This window comes from Pseudomonas putida, from assembly GCF_028682455.1.
In the GTDB taxonomy this organism is placed as follows: Bacteria; Pseudomonadota; Gammaproteobacteria; order Pseudomonadales; family Pseudomonadaceae; genus Aquipseudomonas; species Aquipseudomonas putida_AA.
This window is the reverse complement of the sequence record NZ_JANHLD010000003.1, coordinates 1,020,733-1,047,410: the sequence shown is the minus strand read 5'-3', so window position 1 is coordinate 1,047,410 and position 26,678 is coordinate 1,020,733. Positions and strand designations below refer to the sequence as shown.

The window sequence follows — 26,678 nt, the reverse complement described above, 5'->3', positions numbered from 1 at the left end:
AGCCGGCTCATAGGCCCAGTCTCAAACGCAAACGCTGCCAGCCGGTCAGGGCTGGACGGGGACGCAGAGGTGGCTGCATTTTTTCAACGATGCTACGACCCACTTGAGCGAAGCTGAATTGCGCGACCGCAAGATCACGACCGTTGCGACCGATTTCCTCGGCCAGGGCAGGGTCGGCGCGTAGCACTTTGAGCTTCTCTTGCAACTGCGCGATGCTGCCATACAGCACCACGTTGTGCATGTCTTTCAGACCCAGGGCGCGATTTTCTGCCTCGCCCTGGTCAAAGGCCAGCAGCACACAGCCGCAGGCCATTGCCTCGAAATTCTTGATCATGTATTCGCCCATGCCCACATCGGCACTGACGAAGTAGCGAATGCGGTTGAGCGTATCGCAATACTCTTCGCCGGACTTGGTCCGGGTCACCAGCAGGTTTTCCACCTGCGCCAGCTCGTCAAGCAGCGCCTTGCGCCCGCTGTAGGCCACGCTGTTGGTGCTGCCGACAAAGGCCAGCTCGATATCCCGCTCACGGCCCTGGTCGGCGAGCAACTGCTGGTCGTAGCCCTTGGGCACGAACTCGGCGTCGAAGCCCTCCTGACGCAAGCGCTCGCTGACCATGTAGCCGGAGCTGATCACCCGCGCCCACGGCAATTGGCGATAGTGCGCACTGAACTTGCCGGTGTACTTGCAGGGGATGTAGTTCTGATAGGCATCGTGCTCGAGGATGACCAGATTGGGCACCGTACGAATGAAGCCGACCTGACGGATTTCTTGCTTGAAACGCAGAAAAAACACGATCCGATCATACTTTTCGACGTCGACTTCGCGACGGAAATAGCTGCGCAGGTTGCGCTGATCGGCACTGCTGAGCCAGCGCAGATCGCAATCGCAATGGGCAGCCACACCGTCGTAGAGACGATCGAGGATTGCCCGTTGTTCTTTCTGCACCAGAAATAGAACTTTCATTGTCTTCCTTGCGGCCTTTGCTCGGCCGCTAACAGTCATGCGCCACGATCAGAGATCGCGTCGCCAGAACAATTCATGTCGACGTACAGCCTTGCGGAAAAACTCGTTATCGCCATAGGGCGATCCGCGCCGACCCGCCAGCCAACGTTGAAGCAGGCGCCGGATTCGACGCTTGAACGGCGCTGGGGGTTGCAGGTCATGCATCATCCCCAGGGCCATGGCCTTGTCTCGCTGAGTCGCCAGGTCCAGCACCAGGCTGTAGGGCGCCCCGGCATCCGCGCCTTCAAGGTGCGGCGGCAAGGCAATACCGGCACCGCTTTCACCCATGGGCCAGCGATCGTTGTCATGCAGGTGGTTGGCATAACCTAATATCACTTCAGGTTGCCACTCCAGGCCTTGCAGGGCTTGCAGCACAGCCGCCTGGGCGCAGATATGGTCGGGGTGCGGATCGAGCGTCGGGTGCGGCATTACCAGCACCTGCGGACGCGCCTTGAGCAACACCTCGCGCAAGTCTGCCAGCAGATTGTTCCAGGTGGGCGCACCATCCCGGTCGCCTGGCAGCAGCATCGGATTGAACTGACGGAACAGGCGGATATCGGCAAGCTCGGCTTCACGCGAGGCAACCGGTTGGTCAGGGTTGGCCTGCATGGCGGGCAACTGCAGACAGAAATACCCCAGCTGTACGCAATGCGCCTCGGGGATACCGGCCCAGCGCGGAACGGCAATACTGTCCCAGGCTCGCAGCCGCCCCTTGAGCCTGGCAGCTTCGGCCTTGGGCAGGCCCATCTGCTGGTAGTGCTCGGCTTCGATTTCACCGGCGGTCAGGGTCACCACCCAGGCTTCCTGCGCCTGGCTGTACAGGCCGTAGGCCGCAAGTTCGGCATCATCGGCATGCGGCGCGATAACCATGACTCGCTGCTGACGCAGGTCTTGAGCGGGAACCACCCACAGCGTCGCCTCAGTCGGCAGGCGGCAATGCTGGCCGCGCAGACGCAACACCCCGCTTGCCAGCGACTCGGCCATGCCGGTCAGGTTCAGGTAGCGCATGCCCATGACCCCGCGCTCGAAACCCTGACGGTCGTCGGCACCGAGCACCACGGCCGGATCCAGGAAACGTCCCAGCCAACGGCTTTTCAGGCGCAGCTGCAACACCAGGGTTTCATCCCCGGCGAGGTGCAAGGGCGATGGCAACTGCACAGTCCCGTCGGCCAGCTTGACCGGATGAGCGACGCACTCGGGCGGGAAGTCGTAGTGATAGTCTTCGGCAGGCGAGTAGAACAAATGGTCGGCGAACCAGGCTTCGTGGGCAATCCACAGCAACGGCAGGAGCAACAGCGGCAACCACCACTGTACAAGGATCCCCAGCGCAATCAGCAGAACCAGGCCGACCAGCAGCCCCAGCCGCTTGTTGCGCCGGTGCTGCTTGAGCAACTGCTGCTTGCGGCTCACACCTGAAATACCGGCACGGGATTGCACCAACGATCCTTGTACTCACGATCGGCGCGACCGAACGAGAAACGCAGCGGCTTGTTGCGCGCCCGGGCATCTTCCCAGGCCGCCTGGGTATTGAGGAAACTCAATACGCTGCCAGGGCTGAAGGCCTTGGTTTGCGGGTCAACGCCACCATTGATGTATTCGACGCTGATCCACTCCGGTGCCTCGACGCGGTATACCAGTTGAATGGCAATTGGCGCGTCGTCGAGAAACAGCACCGAGCCGATCAACAACTCGCGCAAGCGCTCGATGACATCGGCCATGCGCTCGGCGCCCGTCGCCGGGAACGCCCAGCGACGCTGGAACAGATCACAGTAGATTGCCGCCAGTTCAGCGCTACTGAAGTCAGTGACTGGCCGTACCTGGCCGCCCGCCTCTTCCAGCAACCTCAGTTCGCGGCGCTGGTTGTAGCGGAACTTCTTCGACAGGTCTTCAGGCGTACGTGCCATGGCCAGGGATTCGGCCTGCAGCTTCAGATTGGCAAAGCGCCCCTGATTGAGCTCGGACAGATAACGCCCGGCATGGCGCAGCGGCGCCTGTGCATCGACAGCCGCCGGCAGGATCAGCTCGGCATTCCCCAGGTCGTACAGGCCTTTCTTGCCGTGACGCTTGAGCACGTCCTTGGACAGAGCCAGGTGGCGACCCCAGGTCGGGATCGCTGCCTTGAGCTCACCGTTATGCTCCCAACCCAGATAGCGCACCGGAATCTGCGCCAGGTCCGCCAGTTGTCCAATCACCAGGGGATGCGTGGCGACGCTGCCACCGAATCGCTGCCAGGCCTGGGCGTAAGTAGGCGCATCGATCACCGACCAGCCGCGTTCGCGCCAGCCTTGAATATGGTTAAGCATCAAGCCTCCGCGGTCAGCGCGCGTACGTGCGGCAGTTGCCAGAACGCATCGCGCACGGCGCTATCGGAAAAACGCTCATGCAATCGCCCAAGCATGCGCTCGGCACACTCCTGGCGCTGGCCTTGGTCGAGCACGGCCAGGTGCTGCAGACCCTGCCCAAGGCGCTCGGCATCTCCCAGCGGGAACAGAATACCGACCCCCTCGACCACTTCCAGGGCACCGCCACACGCGGTGGCCAGCACTGGCACGCCAGCGACCATGGCTTCGAGCAGCACCATGCCGAACGGCTCGTGGTCGGAGCTCAGGGCAAACGCATCGAACGCCTTGAAGTAGCGGCGAGCGTCAGGCACCTGACCGAGAAAATCCACCTGTGCAGCGATGCCCAGCTCAGCCGCCAGCGCCTTGAGCGACTGCTCCAGGCGCCCCTTGCCCAGAATCGCCAGGCGCGCACCGCCCGGCAAGCCAGGCAATGCCTGGGCGAATCCACGCAGCAGGGTCGCCTGGTCCTTGTCGGGGTGCAGGCGGCCGACGTTACCGACGATCCACGCCTGCGGATCCAGGCCCAGGGCCTGGCGCGCCTCGCCGGCTGGCACCTGGATTGCCTGCAGCGCCTGGATATCGATACGGTTGTAGAGCGTCTGAATGCGCTCGGCCGGCCACTTGACCAGGCACTTGCGCATATCGTCGCGTACCGCATCGGACACCCCGAGCAGGCTCAGGCGCTGGCGAAACAGATTGGCAAACAGCTGGCGGCTGCTGCGCTGATAATCACCGAATGCATGATGCACACCGATTACCGGCAGACGACTGCCAAGCAGGGCAATGTAGATGGGCTTGAAGCGATGGGCGATGCAGAAACTGAAGTTGCGCGAGGCAACGATCCGGCGCATTGCACGGATCGCTCCCAGCTTGAGGCCACGAATGGCCTTGGAACTGAACTCCAGGAACAGCACTTCGTCAGACGCGCAACCAGCCGCTACCTCGGGGTCGGCGGCACCGGTCAGGAACACCGTGGTGACCTTGTAGCCGCTGCCGCTGAACAGGCTGGCGTACTGACGCGCGCAGTCCAGGAACGGACCGTCATAGCCGTGACAGAACTGCAGGACGCGCTTTTCAGCCCTGGACGTCATAAGAGTTCGCGCCGTCCTTGACTACCAGGATGTCTTCCATGATCAGGTACTGCAGGTCCGAGCCGAAGAACATGTTCAAGGCGTCGGTCGGCGAGCAGATCATCGGCTCGCCACGACGGTTGAGCGACGTGTTGAGCGAAACGCCGTTACCGGTCAGGTCTTCCAGCGCCTTCATCATGTCGTAGTAGCGCGGGTTGTACTCGCGCTTGAGCACCTGGGCCCGCGAAGTGCCGTCTTCATGGACGACTTCCGGCACGCGGGTCTTCCACTCTTCCGCCACTTCGAAGGTGAAGGTCATGAACGGTGCCGGGTGATCGATCTTGATCATCTGCGGGGCGACGGTGTCGAGCATCGACGGGCAGAAAGGCCTCCAGCGCTCGCGGAACTTGATCTGGTGGTTGATGCGGTCGGCAACGCCGGCAACGCTTGGGCAACCGATGATCGAACGACCACCGAGGGCGCGCGGACCGAACTCCATGCGACCCTGGAACCAGGCCACCGGATTGCCATCGACCATGATCTTGGCGATCTGCTCCGGCATGTTCTCGAGCTTGCGCCATTTCGGCTGGCTCGGGTGACGGGCACAGGCAGCGATTACATCCTCGTTGGAATACGCAGGGCCGAGGTAGACGTGTTCCATCTTCTCGACCGGTACACCACGGGCGTGGGACACATAGGCCGCGGCACCGACGGCGGTACCGGCGTCGCCGGAGGCCGGCTGCACGAACAGTTCCTTGAGGTCGGGACGGGCAATGATCTTCTGGTTGAGTTTGACGTTCAGCGCGCAACCGCCAGCGAAGGCCAGCTTGCCGGTTTCCTTGAGGATGTCACCCAGGTAGTGGTCGATCATCTGCAGGGCAATTTTCTCGAACAGTGCCTGCATGCTGGCCGCGTAGTGGATGTAAGGCTCGTCGGCGATATCGCCTTCGCGCTTGGGACCCAGCCACTCGATGAGTTTTGGCGAGAAGTAGAAACCCTTGCCCTTTTCTTTATAGCGACGCAGGCCGATGACGTTGGCGTAGTCGGTGTTGATCACCAGCTCGCCGTTCTCGAACGAGGCCAGGCGCGAGAAGTCGTACTTGCTGGCATCGCCATACGGCGCCATGCCCATGACCTTGAACTCGCCGTCGAGCATCTCGAAACCGAGGAATTCGGTGATCGCGCCGTACAGGCCACCGAGGGAGTCGGGATCGAAGAATTCCTTGATCTTGTGGATCTTGCCGTTTTCGCCGTAGCCGAAGAAAGTCGTGGCGTATTCGCCTTTACCGTCGATGCCGAGGATCGCGGTTTTTTCCTTGAAGCCCGAGCAGTGGTAGGCACTGGAGGCATGGGCCAAGTGGTGCTCGACCGGCTCGATCTTGACCTTCTTGGGGTCGAAGCCCAGTTGCTCCAGGCACCAGACGATCTTCTTGCGGTAGCGCTTGTAGCGACGGTTGCCCATCAGGATCGCATCGAGGGCGCGATCCGGGGCGTACCAGTAACGCTTGGCATAGTGCCAGCGGGCCTCGCCGAACAGGCTGATCGGGGCGAACGGGATGGCCACCACGTCAACGTCGGAAGGTTTGATGCCGGCCTGTTCCAGGCAGAACTTCGCCGATTCGTAGGGCATGCGGTTCTTTGCATGTTTGTCGCGCACGAAGCGCTCTTCTTCAGCGGCGGCAATCAGCTTGCCGTCGATGTACAGGGCCGCGGAAGGATCATGGCTAAGGGCGCCGGACAGGCCAAGAATCGTCAATGCCAAGGGTCTAGCCTCTTCAATCTGTAAAAATGCGCCCTGGCCCCGTGGGGCGAGCGGCAACGAAAGAGCGGGATTATAACGCAAAGCGTAGAAGCGGGCTTGCCCCGCGAATGCATACAGTCAGTCACACCGCATCGCGGGGCAAGCCCGCTCCTACAGCTGCTATTCGGCGATCAGCCAGTCCATCCGCCAACTGCCCTGGGTCTGCGCCAGCACCTGGGACAGCCACGGCAACAACTCGCGCAGTTCTTCTTCCAGGCCCCATGGCGGGTTGGCGATAGCGAGGCCCGAGCCGTTCAGGCCCTGAGGGCTGTCTTGTGGATGCACATAAAGCTCCACCCGCAGCAGCTTGGGCGCGCCAGTGCTGGTCAGGTCCTGGTAGAAACGCACCAACTGGCGCTGATCCTTGATCGGGTACCAAATCGCCGCGACAGTCTGGCGCATGCGACCGATGGTCTCTTTCATCGCCTGGGTGCAACGCTTGAGCTCGTCAGCCTGCTCGAACGGCGGGTCGATAAGCATCACCGCGCGTTTTTCCTGCACAGGCAACAGCGCACGCGGCACATGCCAACCCTCGCCCAGGTGCACGGCAACGCGCGGATCCTTCTTCATGTTGTCCTTGAGCATGCGCCCATCTTCGGGGTGCTTCTCGTTGAGCAACACGCGATCCTGCTGGCGGGCCAGCCGGCGAGCCAGTTCGGGCGAGCCCGGGTAGTAGCGCAGCTCGCCATCGGGGTTCATCTTGCGCAGGATGCGCAGGTAATCGGCGGTCACTTCCGGCAGGTCGTCCCGCCCCCAAAGCCGGCCGACACCTTCGATCCACTCACCGGTACGCGTCGCCTGGTCGCCCTGCAGGTCGTAGAGACCGAGGCCTGCGTGCGTATCGAGGTAGGCGAACGGCTGCTCCTTGCGCTCCATCAGCGCAATAAGACGGGTCAATACGAGGTGTTTGAAGACGTCGGCGTGGTTGCCGGCGTGGAAGGCGTGACGATAGTTCATGGCAACTCCTGCAAGACCGCGCAGTTTACCTTGTGATTCAGCCGGCGTCAGGAGCGCCCGGCCGAAACGACAACGGCCCGGCCTCTTGGGGAGGCCGGGCCGTTGCCAGCAGGGATTCAACCGTCGATCAATGACCGACCTTGAACGCCTCGTCTGCAGCTTCAAAGCGCGAAACCATCGAAGCCGAAGGGCTACCGGCCTTGCTGACAAAGTAGATCGCCAGGGCGCCGAGGATGAAGCCCGGGATGATTTCGTACAGCCCCCAGATGGAGAAGTGCTTCCACACCACTACGGTGATGGCACCCACCAGGATACCGGCCAGCGCACCGTTACGGGTCATGCCTTTCCACAGTACCGATATCAGCACTACCGGACCGAAGGCAGCACCGAAGCCAGCCCAGGCATAGCTGACCAGGCCCAGTACACGGTTCTCCGGGTTGGAAGCGATCAGGATAGCGACCACGGCAACCAGCAGCACCATGGCGCGGCCGACCCAGACCAGCTCCATCTGCGAAGCGCCCTTGCGCAGGAACGCCTTGTAGAAGTCTTCAGTCAGGGCGCTGGAGCACACCAGCAACTGGCAGCTCAGGGTGCTCATCACCGCCGCCAGGATGGCAGACAGCAGTACACCGGCGATCCATGGGTTGAACAGCAGCTTGGCCAACTCAATGAACACGCGCTCCGGGTTCTCGGCCACAGGACCTGCAACGTCAGGGTGCGCCGAGAAGTAAGCGATGCCGAAGAAGCCGACAGCACAGGTACCGACCAGGCAGAGGATCATCCAGGTCATAGAGATGCGACGGGCCTTAGCGATCGATTTGACCGAGTCAGCAGCCATGAAGCGCGCCAGGATGTGTGGCTGGCCGAAGTAACCCAAGCCCCAGCCCATCAGCGAGATGATGCCGATGAAGGTAGTACCCTTGAGCATGTCGAAGTTCGACGCATCCTTGAGCTCGATGGCGGCGAAGGTGGTATCGAAACCACCGGTGGCGATCAGCACGATCACCGGCGTCAGGATCAGAGCGAAGATCATCAGCGTGGCCTGGACGGTATCGGTCCAGCTCACCGCCAGGAAACCACCGACGAAGGTGTAGGCAATGGTCGCCGCGGCACCCGCCCACAAGGCGGTCTCGTACGACATGCCGAAGGTGCTTTCGAACAGGCGGGCACCGGCAACGATGCCGGAAGCGCAGTAGATGGTGAAGAACACCAGGATGACTACGGCAGAGATGATTCGCAGCATCCCACTCTGGTCTTCGAAGCGGCTGGAGAAGTAGTCCGGCAGTGTCAGGGCATCGCCGTTGTGCTCAGTCTGCACCCGCAGACGGCCGGCAACGAACAGCCAGTTAAGGTAGGCACCGACGATCAGGCCGATGGCGATCCAGCTTTCCGACAGGCCCGACATGTAGATGGCGCCCGGCAGGCCCATCAGCAGCCAGCCGCTCATGTCCGAGGCACCGGCCGACAATGCGGTCACGACGCTACCGAGGCTGCGGCCACCGAGGATGTAGTCGGAAAGGTTGTTGGTGGAGCGATAGGCCATGAAGCCGATCAACACCATTGCCGCGATGTAGATCACGAAAGTGATCAAGGTTGGATTGCTTACACTCATTGTTGCGCCCTGGCGTTTGTTTTTATGTAGCGACAGCCTCGAAGAGGTTGCACCCAGGCCGCGAATGCTATGCAACAACGCAAAGTAGGTGCAACCAATTTTTCAATTCAAGTTGCACCTCGTCGGAAATTTTCAGCTACAGCGCCTTTTTGCTCCTTTTTGAAGCAAAAAACCTCTTTTTCATAAGTAGAACGCACCATAAACAGCCATTTTGGCTGTGTGGTTTTACCCACCTGACGAGTTGCACTTTTTTCCTGCGGATTTTGGGTTGCACTAGGTTGCACCCAAAATCGCGCACAGCTAATCTTGGCGCCAGCTTAAGCCACAGCATCGTGGCAATAATGAGGATAAGAAATGGCGACGACCACCCTTGGGGTCAAACTCGACGACCCGACCCGCGAGCGACTCAAAGCAGCTGCGCAGTCCATCGACCGCACACCGCATTGGTTGATTAAACAGGCAATCTTCAACTACCTGGAAAAGCTCGAGGGTGGCGCCACACTGACCGAACTCAACGGTCAGGCCAGCAGCAGCGGCGACGAAGCCGGCGAAGTCCCGGGCGATCACGCCCACCAGTGCTTCCTCGAATTCGCCGAAAGCATCTTGCCGCAGTCGGTCCTGCGTTCTGCCATTACCGCAGCCTATCGCCGCCCGGAACCGGAAGTGGTGCCCATGCTCCTGGAGCAGGCACGCCTGCCGGCAGACATGGCCGAGGCCACCAACAAGCTGGCTGCCGGCATTGCTGAAAAGTTGCGCAATCAGAAGAGCGCCGGCGGCCGCGCCGGTATCGTCCAGGGCCTGCTGCAGGAATTCTCCCTGTCGTCCCAGGAAGGCGTGGCACTGATGTGCCTGGCCGAAGCCCTGCTGCGTATCCCCGACAAAGGCACCCGTGACGCCCTGATCCGCGACAAGATCAGCACCGGAAACTGGCAGCCGCACCTGGGCAACAGCCCGTCGCTGTTCGTCAACGCCACGACCTGGGGCCTGTTGCTGACCGGCAAGCTGGTCTCGACCCACAACGAATCCGGTCTCACCTCCTCGCTCAGCCGCATCATCGGCAAGAGCGGCGAGCCGATGATCCGCAAGGGCGTCGACATGGCCATGCGCCTGATGGGCGAGCAGTTTGTCACCGGCGAAACCATCGCCGAAGCCCTGGCCAACGCCAGCAAGTTCGAAGCCAAGGGTTTCCGCTACTCCTACGACATGCTCGGCGAGGCGGCACTGACCGAGCACGACGCACAGAAGTACCTTGCCTCCTACGAGCAAGCCATCCACTCGATCGGCAAGGCCTCCCACGGCCGTGGCATCTATGAAGGCCCGGGCATCTCGATCAAGCTCTCGGCCCTGCACCCACGCTACAGTCGCGCCCAGTACGAGCGCGTGATGGACGAGCTGTACCCGCGCCTGCTGTCACTGACCCTGCTGGCCAAGCAGTACGACATCGGCCTGAACATCGACGCCGAAGAGGCCGACCGCCTGGAGTTGTCGCTGGACCTGCTCGAGCGCCTGTGCTTCGAACCCCAGCTGACTGGCTGGAACGGCATCGGCTTTGTGATCCAGGCCTACCAGAAGCGTTGCCCGTACGTGATCGACTACGTGATCGACCTGGCGCGCCGCAGCCGTCATCGCCTGATGATCCGCCTGGTAAAAGGCGCCTACTGGGACAGCGAGATCAAGCGTGCCCAGGTCGAAGGCCTGGAAGGCTACCCGGTGTACACCCGCAAGGTGTACACCGACGTGTCCTACATCGCCTGCGCCCGCAAGCTGCTGTCGGTACCCGAAGTCATCTACCCTCAGTTCGCCACCCACAACGCCCACACCTTGTCGGCCATCTACCATATCGCCGGGCAGAACTACTACCCGGGCCAGTACGAGTTCCAGTGCCTGCACGGCATGGGCGAGCCGCTTTACGAGCAGGTTGTAGGCAAGGTAGCCGACGGCAAGCTGAACCGTCCGTGCCGTGTGTACGCACCGGTCGGCACCCACGAAACCCTGCTGGCCTACCTGGTTCGCCGCCTGCTGGAAAACGGCGCCAACACCTCGTTCGTCAACCGCATCGCCGACCAGTCGATCTCGATCCAGGAACTGGTGGCCGACCCGGTCGCGACCATCGAGCGCATGGCCACCCAGGAAGGCAGCTTCGGCCTGCCGCACCCGCGCATTCCGCTGCCGCGTGACCTGTATGGTGCCGAGCGCGCCAACTCCGCGGGCATCGACATGGCCAACGAACACCGCCTGGCGTCGCTGTCCTGCGCCTTGCTGGCCACCGCGCACAACAACTGGAAAGCAGCGCCGATGCTCGGCTGCGACGCCAGTGACGAACCGGCGGCAGCAGTACTGAACCCGTCCGACCATCGCGATGTGGTCGGTCACGTACAGGAAGCCACGGTTGCCGACGTCGACAACGCCATCCAGTGCGCACTCAATGCGGCGCCGATCTGGCAGGCCACCCCACCCGCCGAGCGCGCCGCCATCCTCGAGCGCGCCGCCGACCTGATGGAAGCCGAGATCCAGCCGCTGATGGGCCTGCTGGCCCGCGAAGCCGGCAAGACCTTCGCCAACGCCATCGCCGAAGTCCGCGAGGCTGTCGACTTCCTGCGCTACTACGCCGTGCAGGCGCGCAACGACTTCAGCAACGACGCCCACCGCCCTCTGGGCCCTGTGGTGTGCATCAGCCCGTGGAACTTCCCGCTGGCCATCTTCAGCGGCCAGGTGGCTGCTGCGCTGGCCGCAGGCAACCCGGTACTGGCCAAGCCTGCCGAGCAGACCCCGCTGGTAGCGGCCCAGGCCGTGCGCCTGCTGCTCGAAGCCGGCATCCCCGAAGGCGTGGTGCAACTGCTGCCAGGGCGCGGTGAAACCGTCGGTGCCCGCCTGGTCGGCGACGACCGGGTCAAGGGCGTGATGTTCACCGGCTCCACCGAAGTGGCCCGTCTGCTGCAACGCAACATCGCCGGTCGCCTGGATGCCCAGGGTCGCCCGATTCCGCTGATCGCCGAAACCGGCGGCCAGAACGCCATGATCGTCGACTCCTCGGCACTCACCGAGCAAGTAGTCATCGACGTGGTGTCCTCGGCCTTCGACAGCGCCGGCCAGCGTTGCTCGGCACTGCGCGTGCTGTGCCTGCAGGAAGACTCCGCCGACCGCGTGATCGAAATGCTCAAGGGCGCCATGGCCGAAAGTCGCCTGGGCAATCCTGAGCGCCTGGCCGTCGACATTGGCCCGGTGATCGACGCCGAGGCCAAGGCCGGCATCGAGAAGCACATACAGGGCATGCGCGACAAAGGTCGCACCGTGTACCAGGTCGCCATTGCCGATGGCGAGGAAATCAAGCGCGGTACGTTCGTGATGCCAACCCTGATCGAACTGGAAAGCTTCGATGAGCTACAGCGCGAGATCTTCGGCCCGGTCCTGCACGTGGTGCGCTACAACCGCAAGAACCTCGACCAACTGATCGAGCAGATCAACGCTTCCGGTTACGGCCTGACCCTGGGTGTACACACCCGGATCGACGAAACCATTGCCAAGGTCATCGACAACGTCAACGCCGGTAACGTCTACGTCAACCGCAACATCGTCGGTGCCGTGGTCGGTGTACAGCCGTTCGGTGGTGAAGGCCTCTCCGGCACCGGTCCGAAAGCCGGCGGCCCGTTGTACCTGTACCGCCTGTTGTCGACCCGCCCAGCCGATGCCATCGAGCAATCGTTCAAGCGCACCGACGGCGAGAACACCCCGGATACACGCCTGCGCGAGACCATGACCAAACCGCTGCAAGCGCTCAAGACCTGGGCGACCAGCAACCAGTTGAACGACCTCGGCAGCCTGTGCGACCAGTTCGCCCAGCAGTCGCAGAGCGGTATCAGCCGCTTGCTGGCCGGCCCGACCGGCGAGCGCAACAGCTACACCATCCTGCCGCGCGAACACGTACTGTGCCTGGCCGAGGTCGAAGCCGACCTGCTGACCCAACTGGCTGCGGTGCTGGCCGTGGGCAGCTCGGCGGTATGGCCGGAAGGTGAGCTGACCAAGACCCTGCGCAACCGCCTGCCGAAGGATGTTCAGGCACGCATCAAACTGGTGGGTGACTGGACCAAGGACGATGTAGTGTTCGACGCCGTCCTGCACCACGGTCACTCCGACCAGCTGCGCGCCGTGTGCGAGCAGGTGGCCAAGCGTGCCGGTGCGATCGTTGGCGTACATGGCCTGTCGTCGGGTGAAACCTCGATTGCCCTGGAGCGCCTGGTGATCGAGCGCGCGTTGAGCGTCAACACCGCTGCTGCTGGTGGTAACGCGAGCCTGATGACCATCGGCTGATGGTTTTCGCGGGGCAAGCCCACTCCTACAGGCAATCTGTAGGAGCGGGCTTGCCCCGCGATGCTTCACCCCCTACACCTTCTAGCCCACCATCACCCACACCTATTTCCCTGTGCAGCGCCTGCACAGCTGCCTAGACTCGGCCATCCCCGATCAGGAATGCCGCCATGTCCGAGACCCTGCTCAGCGCCCGCAACCTGGCCTTCGAACTCTACGAAGTGCTGGATGCCGAGGCCCTCACCCAACGCCCGCGCTTTGCCGAGCACAATCGCGAAACCTTCGATGCCGCCCTGGGCACCGCGCGAACCATTGCCGAGAAGTACTTCGCCCCGCACAACCGCAAAGGCGACGAAAACGAACCTCGCTATGAAAATGGCGAAGCGGTGCTGATCCCCGAGGTCAAGCCAGCCGTGGATGCCTTCCTCGAAGCGGGTTTTCTCAATGCCACGCGCGATTTCGAAGCCGGTGGCATGCAGCTGCCAACCCTGCTTTCACAAGCCTGCTTTGCCCACTTCCAGGCCGCCAACGCCGGGACGACGGCCTACCCGTTCCTGACCATGGGTGCGGCCAACCTGATCGAGAGCTTTGGCAGCGACGAGCAAAAGCGACTGTTTTTGCAACCGATGATCGAGGGGCGCTACTTCGGCACCATGGCCCTGACCGAGCCTCATGCAGGCTCTTCCCTGGCCGATATCCGCACCCGCGCTGAACCCGCCGCCGACGGCAGCTACCAGCTGCGCGGCAACAAGATCTTCATCTCCGGTGGCGACCACCCACTGTCGGAGAATATCGTGCACATGGTGCTGGCCAAGCTGCCGGACGCTCCGCCCGGGGTGAAGGGCATTTCGTTGTTCATCGTGCCCAAGTATCTGGTCAACGAAGATGGCAGCCTTGGCCCACGCAACGATGTACTGCTGGCCGGGCTGTTCCACAAGATGGGCTGGCGCGGCACCACCTCCACGGCGCTGAATTTTGGCGACAACGGTGAATGCGTAGGCTATCTGGTAGGCAAGCCGCATCAGGGCCTGGCCTGCATGTTCCAGATGATGAATGAAGCCCGTATCGGCGTGGGCATGGGTGCGGTGATGCTCGGCTATGCCGGTTACCTGTACTCGCTTGACTACGCCCGCCAACGCCCACAGGGCAGGCCACTGGACAACAAGGACCCGGCCACCGCCGCCGTACCGATCATCAGCCACAGTGACGTGAAACGCATGCTGCTGACCCAGAAGGCCTACGTCGAGGGTGCTTTCGACCTGGGCCTGTATGCGGCACGGCTGTTCGATGACACCCAGAGCGGCGAGACCGAAACCCAGCGCCAGCAGGCCCACGAACTGCTCGACCTGCTGACCCCGATCGTCAAATCCTGGCCATCGGAGTTCTGCCTCAGGGCCAACGAGCTGGCGATCCAGATTCTCGGCGGCCACGGCTATACCCGCGAATACCCGGTCGAGCAGTACTACCGCGACAACCGCCTGAACCCCATCCATGAAGGCACCCACGGCATCCAGTCCTTGGACCTGCTCGGGCGCAAGCTGGCGCAGAACGGTGGTGCCGGTCTCAAGCAGTTGGTGCGCTTGATTGCCGGCACCTGCGAGCGGGCGCGGGGGTATACCCGCCTCGATCACCTGCGCACGCCCCTCGAACAACTGCAGGTTCGCCTGCAAAGCGTAACCCTGAGCCTGCTTGGCGATCTGGCCCAAGGCCAGGTGAGCAGCGCCCTGGCCAACTCGGCGCTGTACCTGAAGGCCTTCGGGCACTGTGTGATCGGTTGGCGCTGGCTGGAGCAGGCGATCCGCGCCGAGCAGGGCCTGGAACGGGGCGAGGCGGCCGACCGCGACTTCTACAAGGGCAAATTGCAGGCGGCTCGTTATTTCCTGACCTGGGAGGTACCGGGCTGCCATAATGAGCTGGCATTGCTCGAGGCTCGCGACGATACGTGCCTGGGCATGCACGACGAGTGGTTCTGAGGGGGAGCCACCGTACCCACGGAGGTTCTTCATGTTCGAGTTGACCGCTTTGCTGCGCCAGCGCTTCACCGCCCTGCGCAGCACGGCCGAATTCTTTTCCTTGCGGCACGTGCAGCAGTCCCAGCAACACTTGTCGGTGCGCAAGAACGTCGCCGAGCCGCCGTTCTTCAGCCGTGACGAAGGGGCAATGCTGACGGTCCGGGTCAACGGCGTCGAAGCCTACGCGGCCACCGCCGACCTGTCGCAATCAGGCCTGCAGCGGGCCCTGGAACAGGCCGAGGCGCTGGCCCGGCAGATCGCCAGCCGCGCCCTGCTCGACCTGCGCGAGCAACCGGTCGCCACCGGGCGCACCGATTACTGCTCCCCCAACCTTGAACAACCCGTGGCTTGCGTGGCGGACTGCTATGCCCTGCTGTCGCGCGAGTCGGCCAGCGTGCCTGCCGATAGCCGCCTGGTGAACTGGCAGGCAAGCCTGGGCATCAGCACCGTCGAGCAGATCTACCTCAATACCGCCGGTGCCGAACAGCGTCAGGCCCAGCGCTTCCTCTACCCGGGTTTCAGTGCCACTGCATTCGACGGCCAGGACAGCCAGAGCCGCAGCCTGGGTCGGGAGAATTTCGGCCAGCAAGGCGGCATGGATGTCATCGAGCGCTGCGGCCTGGTGAACGCCGGGGCCAAGGTCGCCGACCAGGCCCTGCAACTGCTGCTCGCGCCCAACACGCCGAACGGCGTACGCGACCTGCTGCTGATGCCCGACCAGATGATGCTGCAGATCCACGAGTCAATCGGTCACCCGCTGGAAATGGACCGCATCCTCGGTGACGAGCGCAATTACGCCGGTACCAGCTTCGTCAAGGCCAGCGACTTCGGCACCCTGCAGTACGGCTCCAGCCTGCTCAACGTGACCTTTGACCCGACCATCGGCGAAGAGCTGGCCAGCTACAGCCATGACGACGACGGCAGCGCAGCCGATAAACAATTCCTGATCCGCGACGGCCTGCTGCTGCGCCCATTGGGTGGGGCGCTTTCGCAATTCCGCTCGGGCCTGGACGGTGTCGCCAACAGCCGCGCCTGCGGCTGGAACCGCGCGCCGATCGACCGCATGGCCAACCTCAACATCGAGCCGGGCGACAAGAGCCTGGCGCAATTGGTCGGCGGCATCGAGCGCGGCATCCTGATGCGCACCAACCGCTCCTGGTCCATCGATGATGCCCGCAACAAGTTCCAGTTCGGCTGCGAATGGGGCCAGTTGATCGAGGACGGTGAACTCAAGGGCGTGGTCAAGAACCCGAACTACCGGGGCATTTCCGCACAGTTCTGGGGCAACCTCAGCGCCGTGGGCGACGCCAGTACCTTCCAGGTCCTGGGGACACCCAACTGCGGCAAGGGCGAGCCCAACCAGGTCGTGCGGGTGGGACATGCCTCTCCCGCCTGCGTGTTCAGCCAGATCGACGTATTCGGAGGAGACGCCTGATGGCTGCCACCCCACTGCACAGTTTCCAGCGCCTGTTGGCGAGCCTGCAAGAACAGGTTCGCGCGCCGGAACACTTCACCCTCAGCTACAGCGCCGAGCAGTCCCGGTTCATTCGTTTCAACCATGCCAAGGTGCGCCAGGCTGGCGAAGTCCAGCAAGCCAGCTGCGTACTGAAGCTGGTCAAGGATGGCCGCCAGGGCGAGCTGCAGTTCACCCTGGGCAACGACCCCGACGTGGACCAGCAACGCCTGGCCCAGGCAATCGAGCAATTGCGCCAGACCCTGCCCTTGCTCGACGCCGACCCCTACCTGCAACTCAACGACAGCGCCTGGCAGAGCCATAGCGTGCAGGACCAACCACTGCCCGATATTGCCCAGGTGCTGGCGCAGATCGAACGGGGGGCCGGGGAGCTGGACCTGGTCGGTATCTATGCCGCCGGGCCGATCTGCCGGGGCTTTGCCAGCTCGTTCGGAGCCCTTGGCTGGCACCAGGCCAACAGCTTCAACTTCGACTGGAGCCTGTTCCACCGCAACGGCCAGGCGGTCAAGGCCAACTACGCCGGCCAGCAGTGGGATGGCGAGGCCTTCGCAGAGCGCCTACGCCAGGCACGCGAGCAATTGGAATACCTGGGGCGCCCGCTGAAAACCCTGGCACCCGGCGAATACCGCGCCTACCTGGCCCCCGCGGCCATGGACGAGATCATGGCCATGTTGTGCTGGGGTGGCTTCTCCGCCCATTCACTGGCCACCAAGAACAGTCCGCTGCAGCGCTTGTACGATGGCGATGCACGCCTGAGCCCGATCGTCAGCATCGCCGAACAGGTCAGCGGCTCGCTCAGCCCGAGCTTTTCCGATGAAGGTACGCCCCGCAGCGACCTGCGCCTGATCGAGCAGGGCCGCGGCCTTGACCGCTTGATCTGCGCCCGCAGCGCCGCCGAATTCGAACTGGCGGCCAATGGCGCCGACAGCCACGAGTCGCCTTGTGCCCTGAGCCTGGCGCCTGGCGAACTGGAGCAGCGCGATATCCTCGCACGCCTGGGCACCGGGCTGTACATCAGCAACCTCTGGTACCTGAACTTCTCCGACCTGCCGGCCGCACGCATGACCGGGCTGACCCGGTTTGCCACCTTCTGGGTCGAGAATGGCCAGATCCAGGCACCGGTGAACACCATGCGCTTCGATGACAGCGTCTACAGTTTGCTGGGCTCGCAGCTTGAGGCGTTGACCCGGGAGCGGGAGTTGATCCTATCGACCAGCACCTATGGTCAGCGCCAGACCAGTTCGAGCCATTTGCCGGGAGCTCTGGTCAAGCGCCTGACGTTGACATTGTGATTGATCGCCCACGGTAGGAGCGGGTTTGCCCCGCGCTATGGCCCTCAAGGATTAGACATGCCCAACCGCGCCCCGCTCGACCCCGTCACCGCTCGCTGGATCCCCTGGGTGGTGGCCATCGCCTTCTTCATGCAGTCGCTGGACGGCACGATCCTCAACACCGCCCTGCCGGCCATGGCCCGGGACCTGGCCGAAGACCCGCTGCGCATGCAGTCGGTGATCATCGCGTACATGCTCACCGTGGCTCTGTTGATCCCGGCCTCGGGCTGGATTGCCGACCGCTTTGGCACCAAGCGGATCTTTTTCGGTGCGATCCTGCTGTTCAGCCTTGGCTCGCTGCTGTGCGCCCTCTCCGAAACACTGAGCATGCTGGTGGCGGCGCGGGTGGTCCAAGGCCTGGGCGGTGCCTTGATGCTGCCGGTCGGACGCCTGGTGGTGTTACGCGCCTACCCCCGCTCGGAGCTGGTGCGGATCATGAGCTTCATCACCATTCCCGGCCTGCTCGGCCCGCTGCTGGGCCCGACCATGGGTGGCTGGCTGGTGGAAATCCTCAGCTGGCACTGGATCTTCCTGCTCAACCTGCCGGTGGGTGCCGTTGGCTGCTATGCGGTATGGCGCTTCATCCCCGACCTGCGCGGCAGTGAACGCACGCGCTTCGATGGCGTGGGCTTCATGCTGTTCGGCGCGGCGATGGTGCTGATCACCATCGCTATGGAAGGCCTGGGCGAGCTGCATTTGCCGCACCTGCGGGTGATGCTGCTGCTGTTCGCCGGCATGGCGTGCCTGGCAGCCTACTGGCTGCGCGCCGGCAGCATCGACAGCCCGCTGTTCTCACCCCGGCTGTTCCGTACCCGGACCTTCTCCGTGGGTATTCTAGGCAACCTGTTTGCCCGCCTGGGCAGTGGCGCCCTGCCGTTCCTGGTGCCGTTGCTGCTGCAGGTGGCCCTGGGCTACTCGCCGTCCCAGGCCGGCATGAGCATGATCCCCCTGGCAGCGGCGGCGATGCTGGCCAAGTCGATCGCCCGCCCGCTGATCGAGCGGTTCGGCTACCGCAACATCCTCACCGCCAATACCCTGCTGCTCGGCCTGTTACTGGCAAGCCTGGGCCTGGTGGACGAGCAGACGCCCTACGCATTGCTGCTGTTCCAGCTGGGCCTGCTCGGCGCCGTGAACTCCATGCAGTTCACGGCCATGAACACCGTAACCCTGATCGACCTGGACGATGCCAGCGCCAGCAGCGGCAACAGCCTGCTGTCGGTGGTGGCGCAGCTGTCGCTGAGCCTGGGGGTGGCTTGTGCCGGGGCCCTGCTGGGCGGTTTCAGCGCCGCGGGCAGCGCCGAAGGGGTGGACAGCACGCTGGGGGCCTTCCAGCTGACCTTCCTGACCATTGGCCTGATGGCCATGCTGGCGGCGGCGATCTTCATGCAGCTGTCCAAGGCGGACGGAAGGCGTGCCCCTCGTCCGGAACCGGAGATCGAGCCTTAGGGCTAATGGCCACGAGGCTGGTACACTGCGCGACATTTTGTTTTGCAGGCCCGCCTCGTGACCACCATTGCCACCGCCTTCGCCACTTTGCCGCTGTCCGCCGCCATGCTGGCCAACCTGGAAGCCCTCGGCTACGCCCAGATGACCCCGATCCAGGCCCAGAGCCTGCCGGTAATCCTCAAGGGCATGGACCTGATCGCCCAGGCCAAGACCGGCAGCGGCAAGACCGCCGCGTTCGGCATCGGCCTGCTCAACCCGATCAACCCGCGCTACTTCGGCTGCCAGGCCCTGGTGCTGTGCCCCACGCGCGAGCTGGCCGACCAGGTCGCCAAAGAGCTGCGCCGCCTGGCCCGCGCCGAAGACAACATCAAGATCCTGACCCTGTGCGGCGGCGTATCCCTTGGCCCGCAGATTGCCTCGCTCGAGCATGGCGCGCACATCATCGTCGGCACCCCGGGCCGCGTACAGCAGCACCTGAGCAAGGGCACCCTGGTGCTCGACGGCCTCAACACCCTGATTCTCGACGAAGCCGACCGCATGCTCGACATGGGCTTCTACGACGCCATCGCCGACATCATCGGCCAGACGCCCAAGCGCCGTCAGACCCTGCTGTTCTCGGCAACCTACCCATCCGGTATCAAGCAGCTGGCCTCGAGCTTCATGCGTGACCCGCAGACCGTGAAGGTCGAAGCCCTGCACGCCGACAGCCAGATCGAACAGCGTTTCTACGAAATCGCCCCCGAGCAGCGCATGGAAGCGGTCAGCAAAGTTCTGGCCCATTTCCGTCCCCAATCCTGCGTGGCCTTCTGCTTCACCAAGCAGCAGTGCCAGGAGCTGGTCGAACACCTGCAGGCCAAGGGCATTTCGGCCCAGGCACTGCATGGCGACCTGGAACAACGCGACCGTGACCAGGTGCTGACCCTGTTCGCCAACCGCAGCCTGTCGGTACTGGTAGCCACTGACGTCGCCGCCCGTGGCCTGGACATCGATGCCCTGGACATGGTCATCAACGTCGAGCTGGCCCGCGACGCGGAAATCCACGTACACCGTGTCGGCCGTACCGGCCGTGCAGGCGAAAAAGGCCTGGCCGTGAGCCTGGTCGCCCCGGCCGAAGGCCATCGCGCCCAGGCTATCGAAGCAATGCAGAAAGCGCCGCTGCGCTGGGAACAGCTGGACAGCCTCAAGGCCCAGGGCGGCGCCCCGCTGCTGCCGACCATGAGCACTCTGTGCATCGCCGCCGGTCGCAAGGACAAACTACGCCCAGGCGACATCCTCGGTGCCCTGACCGGTGACGCCGGCTTGCCGGGCACCCAGGTCGGCAAGATCGCCATTTTCGACTTCCAGGCCTTTGTGGCGGTGGAGCGTGCGGTGGCCAAGCAGGCGCTGGCGCGACTCAACAGTGGCAAGATCAAGGGGCGGTCGTTGCGGGTGCGGATCGTTTAATACCCTTCGCGGGGCAAGCCCGCTCCCACATCACCCCGCGCAAGCTTCATACCGAATCTCGAGGATTTTGCAGTGCGTTCCACCGAAGTGATCATCATTGGCGCCGGCGCCGCCGGCCTGATGTGTGCCCTGACCGCAGCCGGACGCGGCCGCAAGGTGCTGCTGCTCGACCACGCCAACAAGCCAGGCAAGAAAATCCTGATGTCCGGCGGTGGCCGCTGCAACTTCACCAACATGTACACCGAGCCTGCCAACTTCCTGTCGCAGAACCCGCACTTTTGCAAGTCGGCCCTGGCCCGCTACACCCAGTGGGACTTCATCGAGATGGTCGGCAAGCACGCCGTGCCCTATCACGAGAAAAAGCTCGGCCAACTGTTCTGCGATAACAAATCCAGCGACATCCTCGACATGCTCCTGGCCGAATGCAGCAATGCCGGCGCCGAGCTGCGCATGGAGACCCGCATCGACCAGATCGAGAAGGTCGACGGCGGCTACCTGCTCGAAACCAGCGCCGGCCAGTTCCAGTGCCAATCGCTGGTGATCGCCACCGGCGGGTTGTCGATTCCGACCCTGGGCGCTACCGGCTTTGGCTATCAGGTGGCTCGCCAGTTCGGCCACACCCTGTTGCCAACCCGCGCAGGCCTGGTGCCCTTCACAATTACCGACCCCCAGCTCAAGGCGATCTGCACCGAGTTGTCCGGCACCTCGGTCGATTGCGTGGCCAGCTGCAATGGCACCCACTTCCGCGAAAACCTGCTGTTCACGCACCGCGGCTTGAGCGGTCCGGCGATCCTGCAGATATCGTCGTTCTGGGAAGCCGGGGACAGTGTCGAGATCAACCTGCTGCCCGAGCACGACGCCCTGGGCTGGCTGCAGCAACAACAAGCCGAGCGCCCCAATAGTGAGCTCAAGACCCTGCTCGGCGAACTCTTCACCAAGAAGATGGCCAACCTCCTGGCCGAGCATTGGTTTGTCTCCAAGCCGATGAAGCAGTACACCCCGGCGGAGCTTGTGCAGATCAGCGACAAGCTGGCGGCCTGGCAGGTAGTACCGGCCGGCACCGAGGGTTACCGTACCGCCGAAGTGACCCTGGGCGGCGTCGATACCCGCGAAGTGTCGTCCAAGACCATGGAATCGCTGAAAAGCCCGGGCCTGTACTTTATCGGCGAAGTGCTCGACGTCAGCGGCCACCTCGGCGGCTTCAACTTCCAGTGGGCCTGGGCCTCGGCGTACGCAGCCGCGCAGTTCGTCTAACCTTCGCGGTAGAATCAGCGCATCAAGGAACAAATTTTGCTGGTCAGTGACCGTGGTAACACCACTGCCATCTGACTGGCTCAATTTCGATCATCGCCCAAGGCCTGCCGACCCGTCATGTCATCTTCCTCGCTCAGCCAATCGTTGCGCCGCCTCTGGGCCCTGGACAAATTCAGCTATGCCATCCGTGTACTCATCGCCCTGACCGGCAGCATGGCGCTGTGCTGGTACCAGGACGAGATGAGCCTGCTCATTCCGCTGTTCCTGGGCATTATCGCCAGCGCCCTGGCCGAGACCGACGACAGCTGGCAAGGCCGCCTCAATGCCCTGGCCGTGACCCTGGTGTGTTTCACCATTGCGGCGCTGTCGGTGGAACTGCTGTTCCCCTACCCGGTCATTTTCGTCTGTGCCCTGGCCCTGGCCAGTTTTGCCCTGACCATGCTCGGCGCGCTGGGCGAGCGTTATGGCGCCATCGCTTCCGCCACGCTGATTCTTTCGGTGTACACCATGATCGGCGTGGACCAGCGCGGTGGCGAAGTCACCGACTTCTGGCACGAGCCACTGCTGCTGGTGGCGGGCGCCGCCTGGTACGGACTGCTGTCGGTTCTGTGGCAGGCGCTGTTCTCCAACCAGCCGGTGCAGCAGAGCCTGGCGCGATTGTTTCGCGAGCTGGGGCGCTACCTGAAGCTCAAGGCCACCCTGTTCGAACCGATCCGCCAACTGGACGTCGAGGCCCGGCGCCTGGAACTGGCACAGCAGAACGGGCGGGTCGTGGCAGCACTCAACGCCGCCAAGGAGATCATTCTGCATCGGGTCGGCAACGGTCGCCCGGGTTCCAAGGTCAGCCGCTACCTGAAGCTGTACTTCCTGGCCCAGGACATCCACGAACGCGCCAGTTCCTCGCACTACCCCTACAACGCCCTGACCGAGGCCTTCTTCCACAGCGACGTGCTGTTCCGCTGCCAGCGCCTGCTGCGTCAGCAAGGGGTGGCCTGTCAGCAGTTGTCCGAATCGATCCAGCTACGCCAGCCGTTCATCTATGACACCGGCTTTGCCCAGGCGCTGGAAGACCTCAATGCCTCCCTCGAACACCTGCGTATCCAGAGCAACCCGGCCTGGCGCGGGCTGCTGCGGTCGCTACGCGCCCTGGCCGCCAACCTGACGACGCTCGATCGCTTGCTCAGCGATGCGAGCAACCCGGACAACCTGGCCGACGCCAGCGACAGCAGCCTGCTCGACCGATCGCCACACAGTCTGGCCGATGTCTGGAATCGCCTGCGCCAACAGATGACACCCACCTCCTTGCTGTTCCGCCATGCCCTGCGCCTGCCCCTGGCGTTGTCGATCGGCTATGGCATGGTGCATTTGATCCACCCCACCCAGGGCTACTGGATCATCCTCACGACGCTGTTCGTCTGCCAGCCCAACTACGGTGCGACCCGGCGCAAGCTGGTGCAGCGGATCATCGGGACCGGCATCGGCCTGACCGTCGGCTGGGCGCTGTTCGACCTGTTCCCGAGCCCGATCGTCCAGTCCCTGTTCGCCGTGGCGGCCGGGGTGGTGTTCTTCGTCAACCGCACCACCCGCTATACCTTGGCCACTGCGGCAATTACCCTGATGGTGCTGTTCTGCTTCAACCAGATCGGTGACGGTTACGGCCTGTTCCTGCCGCGCCTGTTCGATACCCTGGTGGGCAGCCTGATCGCGATCCTGGCGGTGTTCCTGTTCCTGCCCGACTGGCAGGGTCGGCGCCTGAACAAGGTGCTGGCCAACACCCTGACCTGCAACAGCACCTACCTGCGCCAGATCATGCAGCAATACGCCCAGGGCAAGCGCGATGACCTGGCCTACCGCCTGGCCCGTCGCAACGCCCACAACGCCGACGCCGCGCTGTCGACCACCCTCGCCAATATGCTCATGGAGCCGGGACATTTTCGTAAGGAGGCGGATGTCGGCTTTCGCTTCCTGGTGCTCTCCCACACCTTGCTCAGCTACCTCTCGGGCCTGGGCGCACACCGCGAGACCACGTTGCCGGCCGATGTGCACGAGCAGTTGATCGACGGCGCAGGAGCCAGCCTGGCGAAAAGCCTGGACGAAATTGCCGAGGGTTTGGCCAGCAAGCTGCCGGTGGCGATCCACAGCGATAGCGAGGAAGCCCTGGCCAATGCGCTGGAGCAGATGCCCGAGGACATGGAAGAAAACCAGCGCCTGGTACAGACGCAGCTGGCGCTGATCTGTCGTCAGCTCGGCCCCTTGCGCACTTTGGCCGCGCACCTGATCAAGGACACCGCTGCCTGATCAGAAACCGTGATACTCAAGCAATCGTGCATAGCTGCCATCGGCCTTCATCTGGGCGAGGGCACGGTTGAAGTCGGCGACGATCTTGTCATGACCCGGGGTCTTGAGGCTTACCAGGATGTGCAGGCTGTTCTCGGCGAGCGGCTTGTCGACGAGCTCGACACTATCGCGGACCCAGCGAGATTCGCGCTGTAGGAAGTAGCGGGCGACGTACTCGTCCTCCAGGGTCAATCCCACCCTGCCCGCGGCCAGCATGCGCACTGCTACCGTAAAACTGCGTACCGATACCTTTTGCAACTGGCTGTCGGCGTCGAACTCGGGCGAGTAGGCATAGTCGCGGACAATGGCGATGGGATAAGGGTAGAGGTCGCTCAAGGCGTTGAAGCTGAACGCATCGCCCTTCTGCTTGAGCAAGCGAATACGGTTGGTCAGGTAGCTGGTGGAGAACTGCCCGATGTAGGTGCGGCTTTCATTGAACCAGGCGTTGATCAATACGTCATAACGCCCGTCGCCAATTCCCAGCAGCGCCCGGGCCCAGGGCACCTGCTCGAACTCACTGTCGTAACCTGCACGCTGCAAGGCCGTGGTGACGATCAAGGTAGCCAGGCCCCCGCCGGGTTTGCTGGCATCGGTGAAGGGTGGCCAACTGTCTGCGACCAGGCGCAGCTTTTCCGCCTGCGCGGCGTTGAGCGCCAGCAACAATCCAATAAAACCCAAGGCTCGAAGCAGTGTAGACATGCTCAAATCCTTTAGCAGGCATGTGGTTGAATGCCGTTGATAGCAACTGCTTGAGCGGTTCCGGTACCCGTAAGTGTGCGCAGGTTACACAAAGATGAAACCCTGCGCAGCGACAATGATATCAAAATGCCTCTATTTTGAGCTGCGTCACACACCGCGACGGCGGTGGGCACTTTGAGCCTCGTCCTTGCGCCTTTCATCTGCCATGATCGAGGCAATCAACTGCTTGAGAGCTACCTATGTCCATCGACTGGATCTGCAAACATCACAGCGACCTTGGCAAGGAACAACTCTATGCCATTCTGCAGCTACGCACCCAGGTCTTCGTCGTAGAGCAGAAATGTGCCTACCAGGAAGTCGATGGCCAGGATCTGGACGGCGACACCTGTCACCTCATGGGCTGGGCGAATGACAGCCTGCAGTGCTACGCGCGTCTGCTAGACCCGCAATCCCAGGGTGGTGACGTAGTGATCGGTCGCGTGCTCACCGCGCCCGCGGCGCGCGGCCAGGGGCTGGGGCATGAACTGATGGAAGAGGCCCTTGAACAGGCCGAGAAGCTCTGGCCTGGCGTGCCGGTGTACCTGTCGGCCCAGGCGCACCTGCAGGGCTACTATGGCCGCTATGGCTTCGTGGCGGTGGGTGAGGCGTTTCTGGAAGACGACATACCGCATATCGGCATGCGTCGGGGATAAACGCATCGCGGTGCAAGCCCGCTCCTACAGGATTTGTAGGAGCGGGCTTGCCCCGCGATTTGCTCACGGATACCCCAACACCTCACGAATCCCCCGCAAGTGCTGAATGATCCACTGCTTGTCGATCGCCCCCCAATCACGAATCCGGTAATGCCCGGCATGATTGCGCGCCCCTTCCTGCTGCTCGAACTCACAGACGATATCCAGGTCCGCCAGCGCGGCAATGGTGTCCTGGGCGGTGCGCCGGGGCATGCCGGTTGCCTCCATCAAGGCAGGCACGCTGCTGGCCGTCTGGCTGTCAATCAGCCAGGCGACGTACAGGCGGCGGTAGAAACTGGTCTTGGTCTTGCTCACTTCCATTGGCAGGTCCTCACGGCTTACCCGTTGCCAGGCAGCGCGCGGTAGGTCAGGTAGACACGCAGGTCGAACTCCAATTGATGGTAGCCCGGCAGCATGTGTTCACAGAGCTGGTAAAACGCCTTGTTGTGGTCGCTTTCCTTCAAGTGGGCCAGCTCATGCACGACGATCATCTTCAGGAACTGCGGCGCCGCATCCTTGAACAACGATGCGATGCGAATTTCCTTCTTTGCCTTTAGCTTGCCACCTTGCACCCGGGACACCGCCGTATGCAGCCCCAACGCCCGATGGGTCAGGTCCAGACGGTTGTCGAACAGGACCTTGTCCAGGTTGGGGGCATTGCGCAGGTATTCCTGCTTGAGGCCCTGGGCGTAGCTGTACAGCGCCTTGTCGCTCTGCACGGCGTGGCGTTGCGGGTAACGCTGCTGCAGGTAGTCCCCCAGGCTATTGCTGGCGATCAACTGACGGACCTGGTCTTGCAGGGCGGGAGGATAGGCTTGCAGGTATTTGAGCGCAGTCATGAGGCGAAAGCAGGCGAAAAAA

General features: G+C 63.0%; 19 protein-coding genes. 9 read left to right on the top strand and 10 right to left on the bottom strand.

All coding sequences use genetic code 11. The annotated features are described in order from the left end of the window. Positions 1–7: 7 nt before the first annotated feature. The 7 genes from NPS58_RS21880 to putP all read right to left on the bottom strand — a co-directional run bounded on the left by NPS58_RS21880 (position 8) and on the right by putP (position 8,785). Positions 8–964, bottom strand: a complete 957-nt coding sequence (locus NPS58_RS21880; protein WP_274117354.1) for a glycosyltransferase family protein — start codon at positions 962–964, stop codon at positions 8–10. A gap of 48 nt (positions 965–1,012) precedes the next feature. Then, entirely contained in the window at positions 1,013–2,413 is a 1,401-nt protein-coding gene (locus tag NPS58_RS21875; RefSeq protein ID WP_274117591.1) for a PIG-L deacetylase family protein, read from the bottom strand. Further along, the gene (locus NPS58_RS21870; protein ID WP_274117353.1) at positions 2,410–3,306 is read right to left on the bottom strand and encodes an antimicrobial resistance protein Mig-14; all 897 of its coding nucleotides are present in this window, start codon (positions 3,304–3,306) and stop codon (positions 2,410–2,412) included. Before NPS58_RS21870 ends, NPS58_RS21875 begins: the two co-directional genes overlap by 4 nt. Beyond that, the gene (locus tag NPS58_RS21865; protein WP_274117352.1) at positions 3,306–4,436 is read right to left on the bottom strand and encodes a glycosyltransferase; all 1,131 of its coding nucleotides are present in this window, start codon (positions 4,434–4,436) and stop codon (positions 3,306–3,308) included. The genes NPS58_RS21870 and NPS58_RS21865 overlap by 1 nt, the downstream gene beginning before the upstream one ends. Continuing rightward, positions 4,420–6,177: a carbamoyltransferase family protein gene (locus tag NPS58_RS21860; protein WP_274117351.1), complete on the bottom strand. Its 1,758-nt coding sequence runs from the start codon at positions 6,175–6,177 to the stop codon at positions 4,420–4,422. The genes NPS58_RS21865 and NPS58_RS21860 overlap by 17 nt, the downstream gene beginning before the upstream one ends. Positions 6,178–6,336: 159 nt before the next feature. Then, on the bottom strand, positions 6,337–7,173 hold the full coding sequence (locus NPS58_RS21855) for a 23S rRNA (adenine(2030)-N(6))-methyltransferase RlmJ (protein ID WP_274117350.1): 837 nt from the start codon (positions 7,171–7,173) through the stop codon (positions 6,337–6,339). A 127-nt stretch (positions 7,174–7,300) separates the two neighbouring features. Then, positions 7,301–8,785, bottom strand: a complete 1,485-nt coding sequence (gene putP, locus NPS58_RS21850) for a sodium/proline symporter PutP (protein ID WP_274117349.1) — start codon at positions 8,783–8,785, stop codon at positions 7,301–7,303. A 354-nt stretch (positions 8,786–9,139) separates the two neighbouring features. Between putP and putA the strand changes: the two genes are divergently transcribed. The 8 genes from putA to yccS all read left to right on the top strand — a co-directional run bounded on the left by putA (position 9,140) and on the right by yccS (position 24,348). Further along, a complete protein-coding gene (putA, locus tag NPS58_RS21845; protein WP_274117348.1) occupies positions 9,140–13,093 on the top strand; it encodes a trifunctional transcriptional regulator/proline dehydrogenase/L-glutamate gamma-semialdehyde dehydrogenase in 3,954 nt (1,317 codons plus the stop codon). A gap of 167 nt (positions 13,094–13,260) precedes the next feature. After that, entirely contained in the window at positions 13,261–15,063 is a 1,803-nt protein-coding gene (locus NPS58_RS21840) for an acyl-CoA dehydrogenase (protein ID WP_274117347.1), read from the top strand. A 31-nt stretch (positions 15,064–15,094) separates the two neighbouring features. After that, entirely contained in the window at positions 15,095–16,537 is a 1,443-nt protein-coding gene (locus tag NPS58_RS21835) for a TldD/PmbA family protein (protein ID WP_274117346.1), read from the top strand. Continuing rightward, complete coding sequence (locus NPS58_RS21830) at positions 16,537–17,868, top strand: TldD/PmbA family protein (protein WP_274117345.1); 1,332 nt, start codon at positions 16,537–16,539, stop codon at positions 17,866–17,868. Before NPS58_RS21835 ends, NPS58_RS21830 begins: the two co-directional genes overlap by 1 nt. Before the next feature lie 57 nt (positions 17,869–17,925). Continuing rightward, the gene (gene mdtD / locus NPS58_RS21825) at positions 17,926–19,353 is read left to right on the top strand and encodes a multidrug transporter subunit MdtD (protein WP_274117344.1); all 1,428 of its coding nucleotides are present in this window, start codon (positions 17,926–17,928) and stop codon (positions 19,351–19,353) included. A 105-nt stretch (positions 19,354–19,458) separates the two neighbouring features. Further along, positions 19,459–20,796, top strand: coding sequence for an ATP-dependent RNA helicase DbpA (dbpA, locus tag NPS58_RS21820; RefSeq protein ID WP_274117590.1), 1,338 nt, complete (start codon positions 19,459–19,461; stop codon positions 20,794–20,796). Positions 20,797–20,868: 72 nt separating this feature from the next. Beyond that, positions 20,869–22,050 carry an NAD(P)/FAD-dependent oxidoreductase gene (locus tag NPS58_RS21815; RefSeq protein WP_274117343.1) on the top strand — a complete coding sequence of 394 codons (1,182 nt, stop codon included), beginning with the start codon at positions 20,869–20,871 and terminating at the stop codon, positions 22,048–22,050. 117 nt (positions 22,051–22,167) lie between these two features. Beyond that, positions 22,168–24,348 (top strand): YccS family putative transporter, encoded by a 2,181-nt coding sequence (yccS, locus tag NPS58_RS21810; RefSeq protein WP_274117342.1) that lies wholly within the window; start codon positions 22,168–22,170, stop codon positions 24,346–24,348. On the opposite strand, the gene NPS58_RS21805 is transcribed toward yccS, so the two are convergent. Further along, positions 24,349–25,086, bottom strand: a complete 738-nt coding sequence (locus NPS58_RS21805; RefSeq protein ID WP_274117341.1) for a substrate-binding periplasmic protein — start codon at positions 25,084–25,086, stop codon at positions 24,349–24,351. 239 nt (positions 25,087–25,325) lie between these two features. Between NPS58_RS21805 and NPS58_RS21800 the strand changes: the two genes are divergently transcribed. Further along, positions 25,326–25,778, top strand: coding sequence for a GNAT family N-acetyltransferase (locus NPS58_RS21800; RefSeq protein WP_274117340.1), 453 nt, complete (start codon positions 25,326–25,328; stop codon positions 25,776–25,778). A 63-nt stretch (positions 25,779–25,841) separates the two neighbouring features. On the opposite strand, the gene NPS58_RS21795 is transcribed toward NPS58_RS21800, so the two are convergent. Next, a complete protein-coding gene (locus tag NPS58_RS21795; RefSeq protein ID WP_274117339.1) occupies positions 25,842–26,138 on the bottom strand; it encodes a winged helix-turn-helix domain-containing protein in 297 nt (98 codons plus the stop codon). Between the two features lie 17 nt (positions 26,139–26,155). Next, a complete protein-coding gene (locus NPS58_RS21790; protein WP_274117338.1) occupies positions 26,156–26,656 on the bottom strand; it encodes a M48 family metallopeptidase in 501 nt (166 codons plus the stop codon). Between the last annotated feature and the right edge of the window lie 22 nt (positions 26,657–26,678).